This window comes from Paracoccus sp. NIOT.M2S5SZ12 (genome assembly GCF_057748165.1).
The window spans coordinates 135,602-150,638 of sequence record NZ_JBYLFR010000003.1; the positions used below are offsets into that span (position 1 = coordinate 135,602).

At 70.2% G+C, this 15,037-nt stretch carries 15 protein-coding genes; 8 read left to right on the forward strand and 7 right to left on the reverse strand.

What is annotated here, in order from left to right; genetic code table 11:
- Positions 1 to 4: 4 nt before the first annotated feature.
- Complete coding sequence (locus AC2SGK_RS04185) at positions 5 to 556, reverse strand: histidine phosphatase family protein (protein WP_488322333.1); 552 nt, start codon at positions 554 to 556, stop codon at positions 5 to 7.
- Between the two features lie 177 nt (positions 557 to 733).
- On the opposite strand from AC2SGK_RS04185, the gene AC2SGK_RS04190 reads away from it, so the two are divergent.
- From AC2SGK_RS04190 to AC2SGK_RS04215, 6 genes are read left to right on the forward strand one after another with little or no spacing between them, the layout of a single operon-like run.
- Positions 734 to 1,894 carry an isovaleryl-CoA dehydrogenase gene (locus AC2SGK_RS04190; protein ID WP_488322334.1) on the forward strand — a complete coding sequence of 387 codons (1,161 nt, stop codon included), beginning with the start codon at positions 734 to 736 and terminating at the stop codon, positions 1,892 to 1,894.
- Positions 1,894 to 2,382, forward strand: a complete 489-nt coding sequence (locus tag AC2SGK_RS04195; protein ID WP_488322335.1) for a lysozyme inhibitor LprI family protein — start codon at positions 1,894 to 1,896, stop codon at positions 2,380 to 2,382. The genes AC2SGK_RS04190 and AC2SGK_RS04195 overlap by 1 nt, the downstream gene beginning before the upstream one ends.
- 36 nt (positions 2,383 to 2,418) lie before the next feature.
- Positions 2,419 to 4,023, forward strand: coding sequence for a carboxyl transferase domain-containing protein (locus AC2SGK_RS04200; protein WP_488322336.1), 1,605 nt, complete (start codon positions 2,419 to 2,421; stop codon positions 4,021 to 4,023).
- Between the two features lie 10 nt (positions 4,024 to 4,033).
- The gene (locus tag AC2SGK_RS04205) at positions 4,034 to 5,959 is read left to right on the forward strand and encodes an acetyl/propionyl/methylcrotonyl-CoA carboxylase subunit alpha (RefSeq protein WP_488322337.1); all 1,926 of its coding nucleotides are present in this window, start codon (positions 4,034 to 4,036) and stop codon (positions 5,957 to 5,959) included.
- Positions 5,952 to 6,815 (forward strand): hydroxymethylglutaryl-CoA lyase, encoded by an 864-nt coding sequence (locus tag AC2SGK_RS04210; RefSeq protein ID WP_488322338.1) that lies wholly within the window; start codon positions 5,952 to 5,954, stop codon positions 6,813 to 6,815. Before AC2SGK_RS04205 ends, AC2SGK_RS04210 begins: the two co-directional genes overlap by 8 nt.
- The gene (locus tag AC2SGK_RS04215) at positions 6,808 to 7,590 is read left to right on the forward strand and encodes a crotonase/enoyl-CoA hydratase family protein (RefSeq protein WP_488322339.1); all 783 of its coding nucleotides are present in this window, start codon (positions 6,808 to 6,810) and stop codon (positions 7,588 to 7,590) included. The genes AC2SGK_RS04210 and AC2SGK_RS04215 overlap by 8 nt, the downstream gene beginning before the upstream one ends.
- Here AC2SGK_RS04215 and AC2SGK_RS04220 read toward each other — a convergent pair.
- Both AC2SGK_RS04220 and glyA read right to left on the reverse strand, forming a co-directional pair.
- Positions 7,587 to 8,834, reverse strand: coding sequence for an Nramp family divalent metal transporter (locus AC2SGK_RS04220; protein WP_488322340.1), 1,248 nt, complete (start codon positions 8,832 to 8,834; stop codon positions 7,587 to 7,589). The genes AC2SGK_RS04215 and AC2SGK_RS04220 overlap by 4 nt on opposite strands.
- 126 nt (positions 8,835 to 8,960) lie before the next feature.
- Positions 8,961 to 10,256 (reverse strand): serine hydroxymethyltransferase, encoded by a 1,296-nt coding sequence (gene glyA, locus AC2SGK_RS04225; protein ID WP_488322341.1) that lies wholly within the window; start codon positions 10,254 to 10,256, stop codon positions 8,961 to 8,963.
- Between the two features lie 188 nt (positions 10,257 to 10,444).
- On the opposite strand from glyA, the gene AC2SGK_RS04230 reads away from it, so the two are divergent.
- Positions 10,445 to 11,206 carry an NAD kinase gene (locus AC2SGK_RS04230; RefSeq protein WP_488322342.1) on the forward strand — a complete coding sequence of 254 codons (762 nt, stop codon included), beginning with the start codon at positions 10,445 to 10,447 and terminating at the stop codon, positions 11,204 to 11,206.
- 3 nt (positions 11,207 to 11,209) lie between these two features.
- Here AC2SGK_RS04230 and AC2SGK_RS04235 read toward each other — a convergent pair whose 3' ends face one another.
- The 3 genes from AC2SGK_RS04235 to AC2SGK_RS04245 form a co-directional block, all read right to left on the reverse strand.
- Complete coding sequence (locus tag AC2SGK_RS04235) at positions 11,210 to 12,274, reverse strand: hypothetical protein (RefSeq protein WP_488322343.1); 1,065 nt, start codon at positions 12,272 to 12,274, stop codon at positions 11,210 to 11,212.
- A gap of 77 nt (positions 12,275 to 12,351) precedes the next feature.
- Entirely contained in the window at positions 12,352 to 13,260 is a 909-nt protein-coding gene (rpoH, locus tag AC2SGK_RS04240; RefSeq protein WP_488322344.1) for an RNA polymerase sigma factor RpoH, read from the reverse strand.
- Between the two features lie 110 nt (positions 13,261 to 13,370).
- Positions 13,371 to 14,393, reverse strand: a complete 1,023-nt coding sequence (locus AC2SGK_RS04245) for an RluA family pseudouridine synthase (protein WP_488322345.1) — start codon at positions 14,391 to 14,393, stop codon at positions 13,371 to 13,373.
- Here AC2SGK_RS04245 and AC2SGK_RS04250 point away from each other — a divergent pair.
- Positions 14,392 to 14,703, forward strand: a complete 312-nt coding sequence (locus AC2SGK_RS04250) for a DUF6476 family protein (protein ID WP_488322346.1) — start codon at positions 14,392 to 14,394, stop codon at positions 14,701 to 14,703. The two genes, AC2SGK_RS04245 and AC2SGK_RS04250, sit on opposite strands and share 2 nt — an antisense overlap.
- Before the next feature lie 12 nt (positions 14,704 to 14,715).
- Here the strand turns inward: AC2SGK_RS04250 and AC2SGK_RS04255 are convergent, their stop codons facing one another.
- Positions 14,716 to 14,982 (reverse strand): accessory factor UbiK family protein, encoded by a 267-nt coding sequence (locus tag AC2SGK_RS04255; RefSeq protein ID WP_411839418.1) that lies wholly within the window; start codon positions 14,980 to 14,982, stop codon positions 14,716 to 14,718.
- Between the last annotated feature and the right edge of the window lie 55 nt (positions 14,983 to 15,037).

The following is a 15,037-nucleotide window of genomic DNA, read 5'->3' on the forward strand; positions in this document are numbered from 1 at the left end:
GCCCCTAGGCCCCCCAGGTCAGGTTGACGCCGTCCACCGCCCAATCAGCCCCGGCGCGGCGCAGCACCGTCATCGACAGGGGCGCGACTGAAAAGGACAGCGCCGCCGGGCCGACCACCATGGACAGCGCCGCCCGCACCGTTCCGGCATGCGCGATGACCACCGTGTCGCGGTCAAGCGCGGCCAGGACCGGGTTCACCCGCGCGGCCATGTCGGTGAAGCTCTCTCCGCCCGGCGGGCGATGCCGGGCCAGCGCGTCGGACGACAGGGGACCCAGGTCGGGCAGGCGGGCGGGATCGGTCCCCTCCCACGCGCCCAGGTCCTGCTCCCACAGGGCCGGTTCCAGCCGGTCGGGAGTCAGGCCCAAGGCCTCTGCCGTCTGCCGGCAGCGCAGCGCGGGGCTGACCAGCACGTCCGCATCCGCCGCATCCGCGGCGATCCGCGCGGCAAGGCGCGACAGCGTTGCCCGGTCGCCGCAACCGGCCGGCACGTCGCGCCGCCCGGCCAGAAGGCCGCCGGACAGGCTGGGGGCGTGGCGCAGCAGGATCAGGCGCATCGGGGCCTCACGGAGGGTCGCCGCGCCTTGTTGCCCGCAGGCGGGGCCGGGGGCAAGCCCCGCGCCCCCGCGCCGCGTCCTTGACGCGTGGTCCGGTGCGGCGCAGCCTGCTTGACGGACGCAGGGTCGCTGCGTTATGGAAATGAACAAGCGTTCAATAACGGGGAGGGGGCCGCGATGTTCGCACGGGGCATGGAGTTCGATCTGGGCGAGGATGTGAATGCGCTGCGCGAGATGGTGCATGGCTGGGCGCAGGACCGCGTCGCGCCCCTGGCCGCCGAGACCGACCGCAGCAACGCCTTTCCGAACCAGCTCTGGCCAGAGATGGGCGAGCTGGGCCTTCTGGGCATCACCGTCTCCGAGGAGTTCGGCGGCGCGGGCATGGGCTATCTGGCGCATGTGGTGGCGACCGAGGAGATCGCGCGGGCCAGCGCCTCGATCAGCCTGTCCTATGGCGCGCATTCCAACCTCTGCGTGAACCAGATCAAGCTGAACGGCACGGACGAACAGCGCGCGAAATACCTGCCCGACCTGTGCAGCGGCCGCGCCGTGGGCGCGCTGGCCATGTCCGAGGAGGGCGCGGGCAGCGATGTGGTCAGCATGAAGCTGCGGGCGGAGAAGAGGAACGACCGCTATGTGCTGAACGGCAGCAAGTACTGGATCACCAATGCGCCGGATGCCTCGACGCTGGTGGTCTATGCCAAGACCGACCCGCAGGCGGGCAGCAAGGGCATCACCGCCTTCATCGTCGAACGCGGCATGGCGGGCTTCTCCACCAGCCCGCATTTCGACAAGCTGGGCATGCGCGGATCGAACACCGGCGAGCTGATCTTCGAGAATTGCGAGATCCCCTTCGAGAACGTCCTGGGCCAGGAGGGGCGCGGCGTGCGCGTCCTGATGTCGGGTCTGGATTACGAACGCGTGGTGCTGGCGGGCATCGGCACCGGCATCATGGCCGCCTGCCTGGACGAGGTGATGCCCTATGTCGCCAGCCGCCAGCAGTTCGGCCAGCCGGTGGGTTCGTTCCAGCTGATGCAGGGCAAGATCGCCGACATGTATGTCGCGCTGAACACCGCGCGGGCCTATGTCTATGAGGTCGCGCGGGCCTGCGATGCGGGCCGGGTGACGCGCCAGGACGCGGCGGGCGCGGTCCTCTACGCCAGCGAGCAGGCGATGGTGCAGGCCCATCAGGCCGTGCAGGCCCTGGGCGGCGCGGGCTTCCTGAACGACAGCGTGGTCAGCCGCCTGTTCCGCGATGCCAAGCTGATGGAGATCGGCGCCGGCACCAGCGAGATCCGCCGCATGCTGATCGGCCGCGAACTGATGGGGCTGGTCTGATGCGGGCGGCGCTGCTGCTGCTCCTGCTGGCGACGCCCGCCGTCGCGCAGCAGGACCTGCCCTTCGACCCCGCGCCGATCCTGGCCTGCCTGGAGGGCGACGGCGAGGACGAGGACTGCGTCGGTCTCGGGGCGGCGGCCTGCATGGAGGCCGAGGGCGGCTCCAGCACCGTGGGCATGGGCCTGTGCATCGGGGCGGAGCGCGAATGGTGGGACGCGCGGCTGAACGACCGCTATGCCCAGGTCCTGGCGCGGGCGAAGTCGGCCGATGCCGATCTGACCGCCATGGGCAGCGCCGCGGCACGCCAGGAACCTGCGCTGCGCGACATGCAGAGGGCTTGGATCAAATATCGAGACGCGGCATGCAACTACGAGGCCACCCGGTGGGGCGGCGGCACGGGTGCCGGGCCTGCCGGCGGGCAATGCGCGCTGGATCTGACCGCGCGTCAGGCCATCCATCTGGACGGGTTCCTGCAGGAAGGCCGCTGAGCGGCCCCCGAACCCCTCACCTCCGGGAGACGACGAATGAAGCTGACCTCTGCCGCGCTGACCACATCGGATCAGTTCCGCGCCAACCGCGCCGCGCATCTGTCGCTGCTGGAGACGGTGCGCGAGGCGGCCCAAGCCGCCGCCGCCGGGGGCGGGCCGAAGGCGCAGGAGCGCCACACCAGCCGCGGCAAGATGCCCCCGCGCGAACGGGTGGCGAACCTGCTGGACCCGGGCAGCCCCTTCCTGGAGATCGGCGTGACCGCGGCGCATGGCATGTATGACGGCGCGGCGCCCTGCGCGGGTGTGATCGCGGGCGTGGGGCTGGTCCATGGCCAGCAGGTGATGGTCGTGGCCAATGATGCGACGGTCAAGGGCGGCACCTATTACCCGATGACGGTGAAAAAGCACCTGCGCGCGCAGGAGATCGCCGAGGAATGCCATCTGCCCTGCCTGTATCTTGTGGACAGCGGCGGCGCGAACCTGCCCAACCAGGACGAGGTGTTCCCCGATCGCGACCATTTCGGGCGCATCTTCTTCAACCAGGCCCGGATGAGCGCCAAGGGCATCCCGCAGATCGCCGTGGTTATGGGCTCCTGCACCGCGGGCGGGGCCTATGTTCCGGCCATGTCGGACGTGACCATCATCGTGCGCGGTCAGGGCACGATCTTTCTGGCCGGTCCGCCCCTGGTCAAGGCCGCGACCGGCGAGGTCGTGACGGCCGAGGATCTGGGCGGCGGCGACGTGCATACCCGCCTGTCGGGGGTCGCGGACTATCTGGCCGAGGATGACGCCCATGCGCTGGCCATGGCGCGCCGCGCGGTCAGCCATCTGAACCGCCACGCCCCTCAGAACGTCCTGTGGCAGGCGCCCGAGCCGCCGGCGCTGGACCCCGACGACATCCTGGGCGTGGTCCCCGCCGACCTGCGCACCCCCTATGACATCCGCGAGGTGATCGCGCGCGTCGTGGACGGCAGCCGCTTCGACGAGTTCAAGGCCCGCTTCGGCGAGACGCTGGTGACCGGTTTCGCCCATGTCGAGGGCTGTCCGGTGGGCATCGTCGCCAACAATGGCGTCCTGTTTTCAGAGGCCGCGCAGAAGGGCGCGCATTTCATCGAACTGTGCAGCCAGCGCGGCATCCCGCTGGTCTTCCTGCAGAACATCACCGGATTCATGGTCGGCCGGAAATACGAGAACGAGGGCATCGCGCGCCACGGCGCCAAGATGGTCACCGCAGTCGCCACGACCAACGTGCCCAAGATCACCATGCTGGTCGGCGGCAGCTTTGGCGCGGGCAATTACGGCATGGCGGGCCGCGCCTACAGCCCGCGCTTCCTGTGGACCTGGCCCAACAGCCGCATCAGCGTGATGGGCGGAGAGCAGGCGGCGGGCGTGCTGGCCACCGTGCGCCGCGACGGGATCGAGCGCGCGGGCGGCACCTGGTCCGCCGAGGACGAGGCCGAGTTCAAGCGCCCCACGGTCGAGATGTTCGACCGGCAGTCGCATCCGCTCTATGCCTCGGCGCGGCTGTGGGACGACGGCATCGTCGATCCGCGCAAGACGCGCGACGTGCTGGCCCTGTCGCTGCGCGCCAGCCTGAACGCGCCCATCGAGCCGACGCGCTTCGGCCTGTTCCGGATGTGAGGGGAACGCCATGTTCGACAAGATCCTGATCGCCAACCGGGGCGAGATCGCCTGCCGCGTCATCGACACCTGCCGCCGCTTGGGCGTGGCGACCGTCGCGGTCTATTCCGATGCCGACCGCGATGCGCGCCATGTGCAGATGGCCGACGAGGCCGTGCATCTGGGCGGGCCCGCGCCCGCCGACAGCTATCTGCGGGGCGACCGCGTGATCGCGGCGGCCCAGGCCACCGGCGCGCAGGCGATCCATCCGGGCTACGGCTTCCTGTCCGAGAACCCGGACTTCGTGGATGCGGTGGTGGCGGCGGGGCTGGTCTTCATCGGCCCGTCGGCGGCGGCGATCCGCGCCATGGGGCTCAAGGACGCGGCCAAGGCGCTGATGGAGGAGGCGGGCGTGCCGGTCGTGCCGGGCTATCACGGCGCGGACCAGGACGCGGACTATCTGGCGGCCGAGGCCGCGCGGATCGGCTATCCGGTGCTGATCAAGGCCGTGGCGGGCGGCGGCGGCAAGGGGATGCGGCGCGTGGACGACCCCTCGGCCTTTGCCGATGCGCTGGACAGCGCCCGGTCCGAGGCGCAGGGCGCCTTCGGCAACCCCGCCGTGCTGATCGAGAAATACATCCTGCAGCCGCGCCATATCGAGGTGCAGGTCTTCGGCGACGGCACCCGCGCCGTGCATCTCTATGAACGCGATTGCAGTCTGCAGCGCCGCCACCAGAAGGTGATCGAGGAGGCCCCGGCCCCCGGCATGACGCCTGAGATGCGGGCCGCGATGGGCGGTGCGGCGGTGCGCGCGGCCGAGGCCATCGGCTATGCCGGGGCGGGCACGATCGAGTTCATCGTGGACGGCGCGGACGGGCTGCGGCCCGACGGGTTCTGGTTCATGGAGATGAACACCCGCCTGCAGGTCGAACATCCCGTTACCGAGGCCGTGACCGGCATCGACCTGGTCGAATGGCAGCTGCGCGTGGCCAGCGGCGAGGCTCTACCCGCGCGGCAGGAGGAGATCGCCCTGACCGGCCACGCCTTCGAGGCGCGGCTTTACGCCGAGGACGTGCCGGCGGGCTTCCTGCCCGCGACCGGGCGTCTGGCGCATCTGCGCTTTGCCGATCACGCCCGGATCGAGACCGGCGTGCGTCCTGGCGACGCGATCAGCCCGTGGTACGACCCGATGATCGCCAAGGTCGTGACCCATGGCGCGACCCGCGCCATCGCGCTGCGCGCGCTGGAGCAGGCGCTGGTCGATACCGAGGTGGCGGGTTCGGTCACGAACCTGGACTTCCTGATCGCGCTGACCCGGCATGAGGGTTTCAGGCGTGGCGAGGTCGACACCGGCCTGATCGCCCGCGACCTGCCGTCGCTGCTAGACGGCGGGGCCGAGGACCGCGCCGCCCTGGTTCTGGGCGTCATCGGCCTGGCGGGGCTGGCCGATCCCGACATTCGCGGTGGCGCGACCCTGTGGCAGCCGCTGCGCCGCACCATCGCATGGGAGGGCGGTCAGGCGGTGCTGGAGGTGACCGGGCCGGGTGCCGCGCGCGTCACGCTGGACCGTGCGCATGAGGTGCGCTGGCAGTCGGGGCGCTGGTGGGTGGACGGGCAGCCCTGCCGCCACCGCGTCGTGATCCATCCGGCGGGCGTCGGCGTCTTTGGCGGCCGCGGGGTGCATCTGACGCCGCTGGACCCCTTGGCGCGAAAGGCGGCCGACGGGGCGGGGGACGGGGTGACGCGGTCACCCATGCCGGGGCTGGTCAAGGCGGTGCATGTGACGGCCGGACAGGCCGTTTCGGCTGGCGACCGGCTGGCCGTGCTGGAGGCCATGAAGATGGAGCACAGCCTGACCGCCGCCGCCGATGGCGTGGTGGCCGAGGTGCTGGCCCAGGCCGGCGACCAGGTCGAGGCCGGCGCACCGCTGATCCGGCTGGAGCCCGCCGATGGCTGAGCGCGTCAACATCTTCGAGATGGGCCCCCGAGACGGGTTGCAGAACGAGAAGCGGCTGATCCCCACCGCCGACAAGATCGCCCTGGTCGACCTGCTGAGCCAGGCGGGCTTCGACGACATCGAGGTCACCAGCTTCGTCCCCGCGGCCTGGGTGCCGCAGATGGCGGACGGGAACGAGGTGATGGCGGGCATCACCCGCCGCCCCGGCACGCGCTATGCGGTGCTGACGCCGAACCTGCGCGGCTATCAGGCGGCGCGGGCGGCACGGGCCGATACGGTCGCGATCTTTGCCAGCGCCTCGGAGGGGTTCAGCCGGGCGAACCTGAACGCGACCATCGCCGAGAGCCTGGCGCGGATGGCCCCCGTCGCGGCGCAGGCGCAGGCCGATGGCGTGGCGTTGCGCGGCTATGTCAGCGTGGTGACGGACTGCCCGTTTGACGGGCCGGTGGCGCCCGCCGCCGTGGCCCGCGTCGCCGCCGCCCTGCGCGACATGGGCTGCAGGCAGATCAGCCTGGGCGACACGATCGGGCAGGGCCGCCCCGAGACCATCGACGCCATGCTGGCCGCTGTCCTTGAGGAGCTGCCCGCCGACCGCCTGGCCGGGCATTACCACGACACCGCGGGGCGGGCGCTGCAGAACGTGGATGTCAGCCTGGAGCGCGGGTTGAGGGTCTTCGACGCCGCCGTGGGCGGCCTGGGCGGTTGCCCCTATGCGCCGGGTGCCGCGGGCAATGTCGCGACCGAGGCGCTGGCCCGGCACTTGGAGGCGCGCGGCTTCGCGCATGGGCTGGACATGGAGATCATCACCCGCGCCGCCGCCATGGCCCGCGCCCTGAGGGAGGCCCCCGATGCCTGAGACCATCCGCATCGACCGCGACGACCGCGGCGTGGCGACCCTGTGGCTGGCGCGTGCGGAAAAGCACAACGCCCTGTCCCGCCCGATGATGGACGAACTGACCCAAGCCGCCGCCGATCTGGGCGCGGACCCGGCCGTGCGCGTAGTCGTGCTGGCGGCCGACGGCGCCAGCTTCTGCGCGGGCGGCGATCTGGGCTGGATGCGCGAGCAGATGGCGGCCGATGACGCCACGCGGCGCGAGGGGGCGCGGGCGCTGGCCGGGATGCTCTCGGCGCTGAACCTGCTGCCCAAGCCGGTGATCGCGCGGGTTCAGGGCAATGCCTTTGGCGGGGGCGTGGGGATGATGGCGGTCAGCGACATCGTGGTCGCCGCCGACACGGCGCGGTTCGGGCTGACCGAGGTCAGGCTGGGCCTGATCCCCGCGACCATCGGCCCCTATGTGCTGGCCCGCATGGGCGAGCCCGCGGCGCGGCGGGTGTTCTTTTCCGCCCGCCTGTTCGATGCCGCGGAGGCCGTGGCGCTGAACCTGGTCTCGCGCCGGGTCGCGGTGGCGGATCTGGATGCGGCGGTGGAGGCCGAGGTCGCCCCCTTCCTTCAGGCGGCACCGGGGGCGGTCGCGGCGGCCAAGGCGCAGTGCCGCGCGCTTGGGCCGCGCATCGACGCCGCCGTGATCGAGGACAGCATCGACCGCCTGGTCGCCGTCTGGCAGGGCGCCGAGGCCCCCGAGGGGATCTCGGCCTTCTTCGAGAAGCGCAAGCCCGGCTGGCAGTCCTAGAACAGCTTCATGATCGAGCCGCGCAGCTGATCGACCGCCAGCGCCGCGAAGGCCAGCGTGCACAGCACGAGCAGGATGTTGGTCAGCGGCTTGTTGCGCCATTCGGCGGGCACGCGGTCGGTGTTCAGGATCCACAGCAGCGTGACCGACATGAACGGCATGAACAGCGCGCCCAGCACGCCATAGGCCAGGATCAGCAGCACCGGCTGACCCAGGAACAGCATCGCCATGGGCGGGATGGTCAGCCAGACGATGTAGGCGCGATAGTAGCGCCCGCCCGCCAGGCGGTCGGGATGGGCGTGCGGCTTGCCCTGCGCATGGCCAAGGAAATCCGCGAACATCAGGCTGACCCCGTTCCACACTCCGATCAGCGAGCTGTAGGAGGCCGCGAAGAAGCCGATCAGGAACAGCTTGCTCATCCACGGGCCATAGCGTTCGCCCAGCACGCGGGCCAGGTCGACCATGCCCTGATCGCCGGTGCCGACCGCGATGCCGGCCGAATAGAGCAGCTCCGCCCCCACGATCAGGGTGGCGACCACGAAGAGGCCGGTGACCAGATAGGCGACCGCATTGTCGATGCGCATGACCGACATGAAGCGCGGGCTGTCCCAGCCCTTCTCGCGCAGCCAGTAGCCGTAGGCCGCCAGGGTGATCGTGCCGCCGACGCCGCCCGCGACCGACAGGACGTTCAGCATCGCGCCCTGCGGGATCATCGGCACCAGACCGGTCGCGATCTCGGCCAGGTTGGGCAGGGTGGCGGCGGCCGCCAGGACCATGGCGACGAACATCAGGATGACCATGGCGGTCAGCACGCGCTCGAACAGGTCGTAGCGGCCCGACCAGACCAGCGCCATGCCAAAGACGCCCGACAGGATGCCCCAGGCCGGGACCCCCATGAACGGCATCAGCGAATAGAGGGCCAGCCCCGTGCCCGCCATCGCCGCGGCGCCATAGACGAAGCCCCAGATCACGATGTACGGCCCGAAATACCAGCCGGTCCATTTGCCAAGCGAGGCCCAGCCCTCGAAGATCGTGTTGCCCGTGGCCAGGCTGTAGCGGCCAGCGCCCTCGACCAGGACGATCTTCATGATGCAGCCCGCGACCACGGCCCACAGCAGGGCATAGCCGTACTTGCTGCCCGCGACGGTGGTGGCGATCAGGTCGACGGCGCCGACCCCGGTCGCTGCGACCACCAAGCCGGGGCCGACCAGGCTCCAGCGCGGGGTTTCGGTTGGTGTCGTCAATGGATGTCCCCCCTTTGTCATGACGGGCGGACCATGGCCGGATTCTGCAGGATGCGCAAACCCGCAGGACGAAAAAGGCCCGCCGCAGGGGGTGCGGCGGGCCGGATCGGCGCGATCAGGGGCGGATCACATGCCCTGATACAGCGGGAAGCGGGCGCAGAGGGCCGAGACCTCGTCGCGGACCTTGGCCTCGACGGCGGCATTGCCCTCCTCGCCGTTGGCGGCCAGCCCGTCGACGACCTCGACGATCCAGCGGGCGATCTGGCGGAACTCGGCCTCGGCAAAGCCGCGGGTGGTGCCGGCCGGCGCGCCGAGACGGATGCCCGAGGTCACGAAGGGCTTCTCGGGGTCAAAGGGCACGCCGTTCTTGTTGCAGGTGATGTGCGCGCGGCCCAGGGCGGCCTCGGTCGCCTTGCCGGTCACGCCCTTGGGACGCAGGTCGGCCAGGCACAGGTGGTTGTCGGTGCCGCCCGACACGATGTCGATGCCGCCCTTCATCAGCTCGTCCGCCATGGCCGCGGCGTTCTTGACGACCTGCGCCGCATAGGTCTTGAACTCGGGGCGCAGCGCCTCGCCGAAGGCGACGGCCTTGGCGGCGATCACGTGCATCAGCGGGCCGCCCTGCAGGCCGGGGAACACGGCGCTGTTGATCTTCTTGGCGATGTCCGCGTCATTGGTCAGGATCAGGCCGCCGCGCGGACCGCGCAGCGACTTGTGCGTGGTCGAGGTCACGACATGGGCATGCGGCACCGGCGAGGGATGCGCGCCGCCCGCGACCAGGCCCGCGATATGGGCCATGTCCACCATCAGATAGGCGCCGACCTCATCCGCGATGGCGCGGAAGGCGGCCCAGTCCCAGGTGCGGCTGTAGGCGGTGCCCCCCGCGATGATCAGCTTGGGCTTGTGCTGGCGCGCGGTCTCAGCGATCGCGTCCATGTCCAGCTGATGGTCCTGCTGGCGCACGCCGTAGCTGACGACGTTGAACCATTTGCCCGACATGTTCACGGGCGATCCGTGGGTCAGGTGGCCGCCCGAGTTCAGGTCCAGGCCCATGAAGGTGTCGCCGGGCTGAAGCAGCGCCAGGAACACGGCCTGGTTCATCTGGCTGCCGCTGTTGGGCTGGACGTTGGCGTATTCGCAGCCGAACAGCTCCTTGGCGCGGTCGATGGCCAGCGTCTCGGCGATGTCGACATACTGGCAGCCGCCGTAATAGCGCTTGCCCGGATAGCCCTCGGCATACTTGTTGGTCAGGACGGACCCCTGGGCCTCCATCACGGCGCGGCTGACGATGTTCTCGGAGGCGATCAGCTCGATCTCGTCGCGCTGGCGGCCCAGTTCCTGGGTGATCGCGCGGGCAATGTCGGGGTCACGGCTGGCCAGGGTTTCGGTGAAGAAGCCGTTGTCGCGGGTCGGTGCGTTCATCGGTCTTGCGTCCTTCTTGGGCTGGGGCGGCGTTGGGTGGGCGTCTTTTAACGCAACGTCGTTCATGCCGAAAGTGACAAAACGACCCGCGCGGGGCCTGCCGCGACGCGGGATGCGCGCGGCGCCGGGGGCTTGTCATCGGGGCGGGGGCGCGTGATGGTGCAGGCCGATCAGGGACAGGACGGCCGATGACGCCCCACATGCATTTCACCGCAAGCCATGCCGATCACGCGCGCGCCGCGCTAACGGCGCTGACGGCGCGTTATGGCCAGGTCCCGATCGAGGGCGCGGACGTGGTCGTGGCGCTTGGCGGGGACGGATTCATGCTGCAGACGCTGCATGCGACGCAGGGGCGCGACCTGCCGGTCTATGGCATGAACCGGGGCACGGTCGGCTTCCTGATGAACGCCTATTCGGAGGACGGCCTGCCCGAGCGCCTGATGCGCGCCGAGGAGACGGTCATCAACCCGCTGCGCATGCGCGCGACCTGCGCCGACGGCACCTGCACCGAGGCGCTGGCCATCAACGAGGTCAGCCTGCTGCGCGAGGGGCCGCAGGCCGCCAAGCTGCGCATCCATGTCGACGGCCGCATGCGGATGGAGGAGCTGGTCTGCGACGGGGCGCTGGTCTCGACGCCCGCGGGGTCCACGGCCTATAACTATTCGGCGCATGGGCCGATCCTGCCCATCGGGTCCGAGGTCCTGGCGCTGACCGCGATCGCGCCCTTCCGGCCGCGGCGCTGGCGCGGCGCGCTGTTGCCCAAGGCGGCCGAGGTCGTGATCGAGGTGCTGAACGCCGACCGCCGCCCGGTGATGGCCGATGCCGACAGCCGCTCGGTCCGCCACGTCACCCGCGTCGAGATCCGCAGCGCGCAGGAAATCCGCCACCGGCTGCTGTTCGATCCGGGCCACGGCCTGGACGAACGTCTGCTGCGCGAACAGTTCGTCTGACGCTCAGCCCGCGCAGATCTGCTGCAGGGCCAGCCACTGTTCGTCGGTCAGCAGCTCTTGCGGCGCGGTGCCCTGCCGGATCGGATCAGCCTCGATCAGCGGCATGACGGCGGCGCCGGTCGGGTCGATGCTGCGCGCAAAGGGTTCGGTCGACAGGCCGCGCTCGGCAAAGACCGGGGGCAGGGCGGCAAGGTCGGGTCGGGGCAGGGCGCGCCACAGCAGGACCTCTCCATAGCCCTCCATGGCGCGCTGCGGCAGGCTGCCGATGGTCATCAGCCGCAGCGCGGACAGCAGCCCGGCATGGCGCAGCGCGTCCAGCGTCACGGTCTTGTCGTCCACCGCCAGTTCCGCGGCGATCAGATGCCCGGCCGGCGCCTCGGGGCCAGGGCTGGCCATCAGCAGATCGTTGCCCAGCACATAGAGGTCCCCCGGCAGGCGCAGCGCCCCGTTCAGCGGCCCCGGCAGAACCTGGACCAGAGCATCGGCCCCGATCAGGCGTGGCGAGATCCAGTTCAGCACCTGCTGCCCCGAATTGCGACGGCACACCGCGCCCGTGCTGCGCTCCAGATCGGCCATCACCGCCAGCCCGATGCCGCGCGCCTGCGCGGGCGGCGCGATGCGGGCGGCATGGCGGATCATCGCATCGGGCATCCACAGGATCGCCAGCAGGATCATGCCCACCACGCCCAAGGCAGCCGCGACTCGGCGCAGGTGGCCCGGCGTCGCGCGGTGGCTGGCGATGGCGCGCTGGACCCGCTCGATTCCCTTGATCATCAGCGGGTCATCGATCTCGACCGTCTCGTCGGGGGCGCCGGCATTGGGGGTGTAGATCGCCGGAATCCGGCCTGGATTGGTCTGCGCGACGGCAGGCAGCGACCAATGCGACAGGGGACGGTCGGTGCGGGGGTCCATCAGCGTCAGCGTCGCCTCTCCGACGGACACGATTACCTCGCGCGGGTCGGTCCCGGGCGACTCGCGCCACAGGCCCTGCGCCTCGAGGCGCTGGAACTCCGTCAGGGCAGTGAGGGGCGCCGCTCCGGAAGGGGCGGCAGAGGGGGGCGGGCGCATGGCAAGGGGTCGTCCTGAAGGGTCACCCGACCATAACGCCCCGCATGGCCTCTATGCAATGCGCCGCGCGGCGTGGCCTACTCGACCGTCTCGGCAATGCTCATGCCCTTCTCGCGGGCCAGGACGCGCATGCGGTCCTGAAGCTTCTCGAAGGCGCGCACCTCGATTTGCCGGATGCGCTCGCGCGACACGCTGTAGCGGGCCGACAGATCCTCCAGCGTCATCGGATCGTCGCGCAGGCGACGCTCCATCAGGATGTCCTTCTCCCGATCGTTCAGCGCGTCCATCGCATCGACCAGCATCCGACGCCGCGTGTTCAGCTCCTCGGATTCGGCATAGGCCTCGGCCTGGTTGGCGTCGGTATCCTCCAGCCAGTCCTGCCACTGGGCGGCGGATTCGCCGTCGCCCGACCCGACCTGCGCGTTCAGCGACGCGTCGCCGCCCGACAGGCGGCGGTTCATGTCGATGACTTCCTTCTCGGTCACGTTCAGCTCGGTCGCGATCTGGGCGACGTTTTCGGGGCGCAGGTCGCCCTCCTCCAGCGCGCCGATCTTGGACTTGGCCTTGCGCAGGTTGAAGAACAGCTTCTTCTGCGCGCTGGTCGTGCCCATCTTGACCAAGGACCAGGACCGCAGAATGTACTCTTGGATCGAGGCGCGGATCCACCACATCGCATAGGTCGCCAGACGGAAGCCGCGTTCGGGGTCGAAACGCTTGACCGCCTGCATCAGGCCGACATTGGCCTCGCTGATGACCTCGGCCTGGGGCAGGCCGTAGCCGCGATAGCCCATCGCGATCTTGGCGGCCAGGCGCAGGTGGCTGGTGACCAGACGGTGAGCGGCCTCGCTGTCCTCATGGTCTGCCCAGGCCTTGGCCAGCATATATTCCTCTTCGGGTTCCAAGAGCGGGAACTTCCGGATCTCCTGCAGATAGCGATTCAGGCCCTGTTCGGGACTGGGGGCGGGAAGATTTCCATAGGTCGCCATGGTACAAGCCTTTCGCAGAGACCCGGTAACGCAGCGTCGATCTGCCAGGTTCCTGGACAGGATGACGCATCCGAGGGAACACCGTCATCTGTGCATCCCGGACCCCTGCGTCAAGAGGGAGCGCGAAGCCGGTCCAGCAGATCCTGCATGTCGGCAGGCAGCGCGCTGTCGAAGGACAGGGCCTGCCCGGTCACCGGATGAACGAAGCCCAGATGCGCCGCATGCAGCGCCTGGCGCGAAAAGGCCTGCAACGCCGCAGCGGTCGCCGTGCCAAGCGCCTTGGCCGAGGCCCGCCGCGCGCCGCCATAGGTCGGATCGCCGACCAGGCCCAACCCGCAATGGGCCATGTGCACGCGGATCTGATGCGTTCGCCCGGTCTCCAGCCGGCATTCGACCAGCATGGCCGAGGGCGGGGTGCCGAAGCACTCGATCAGTCGGGCGCGCGTCACGGCATGGCGCCCCTGCGCCACGACCGCCTGACGCTGCCGGTCGGTCGGGTGGCGACCGAGGTTCGTGGCGATGCGCAGGACCTGGCCATCCTCGAAGCTGACGCCGGGCGTGCCGCGCAGGCGCGGATCGGCCGCGTCGATCACCCCATGCGCCAGCGCCAGATAGCGGCGGGTGGCGCTGTGCGCCTCGAACTGGGCGGCCAGGCCGTGATGGGCGCGGTCCGATTTCGCCACGACCAGCAGGCCCGAGGTGTCCTTGTCGATGCGGTGCACGATGCCGGGCCTGCGCTCTCCGCCGATGCCCGAGAGCGAATCGCCGCAATGGGCCAGAAGCGCGTTGACCAGCGTGCCCGACGGGCTGCCGGGCGCGGGATGGACGACCATCCCGGCGGGCTTGTCGATCACGATCAGGTCATCGTCCTCGTGCACGATCTCCAGCGGGATCGCCTCGGGGCGGGTCTCGACGGGTTCGGGGGCGGCCAGGGTGATGCGGTATTCCTGCCCCTCGGAGACGCGGGCCTTCACGTCGGTGGCCGGGCCGTCCGGCCCCGCGACGGCGCCGTCCGCGATCAGCCGCGCCAGGCGCGACCGCGACAGGGCGGCGTCATCTGGCACCGCCAGGGCAAGCGCCTTATCAAGACGGTCGGGCGGGTTCGCCGGGATGGTGACGGAAAGGATCGACATGGCGCAGGATGATACCGACTGGAAGGTGGTGGCGAAAGCCGTCCCGGAACTGCGCTTTCTCAAGACGCTGGTCACGGGGCTGACGCTGGTGATGGGCTTCGGGATGGTCGCGGTCGTGGCGCTGCTGTGGCTGCGGCTGGACCAGCCGGTGCTGCCCGACCTGCCCGAGGCCATCACGCTGCCCGACGGGGCGAGTGCCGCCGCGGTGACCTTCGCCGGCGACCGCATTGTCGTGCTGACGGATGACGACGCGGTGCTGGTCTATGACGCGGCGGGCGCGCTGATCGCGCGGACGGCGCTGCGCCCCTGATGGCCGCCGCGCTTACGCGTCGGCCGCGGGGGCGGGCGTCGCGGGCGTCTCCAGCGCGTCCAGGCGGGCCTTTAGCTCGGCATTCTCGGTGCGCGCCTTGATGGCCATCTCGCGCACGGCCTCGAACTCCTCGCGGGTCACGAAGTCGCGATCGGCCAGCCAGCGGTCGATCCAGCTTTTCATCGCCGTCTCGGCCTCGGTCCGGGCGCCCTGGGCCACGCCCATGGCGTTGGTCATCAGCTTGGACATGTCGTCGAAGAAGCGGTTCTGGGTGGTCATGGCTCGGGTCTCCTGCGGATCGTTGCACCCTATATGGTCCGGTTGGCGCCGGGGT